1 rRNA gene is annotated in these 223 nt (G+C 52.9%); it reads right to left on the bottom strand.

From position 1 onward, the window contains the following. Positions 1 to 223 (bottom strand): 23S ribosomal RNA (locus ACZYRN_RS19465); the annotation flags it as partial.

Raw genomic sequence — 223 nt, 5'->3', positions numbered from 1 at the left:
ACTCCGTATAGAGTGTCCTACAACCCCAGAAAGCAAGCTTTCTGGTTTGGGCTATGTCCCGTTTCGCTCGCCGCTACTCAGGGAATCGCGTTTGCTTTCTCTTCCTCCGGGTACTTAGATGTTTCAGGTCCCCGGGTATGCCTCCTCCTGCCCTATGTATTCAGGCAAGGGTACCATCCCATTACGGATGGTGGGTTTCCCCATTCGGAAATCTCCGGATCAA

Source organism: Domibacillus sp. F004, assembly GCF_057814295.1.
The sequence above is the reverse complement of the archived record's forward strand: the minus strand, read 5'-3'. Positions and strand labels throughout refer to the sequence as shown.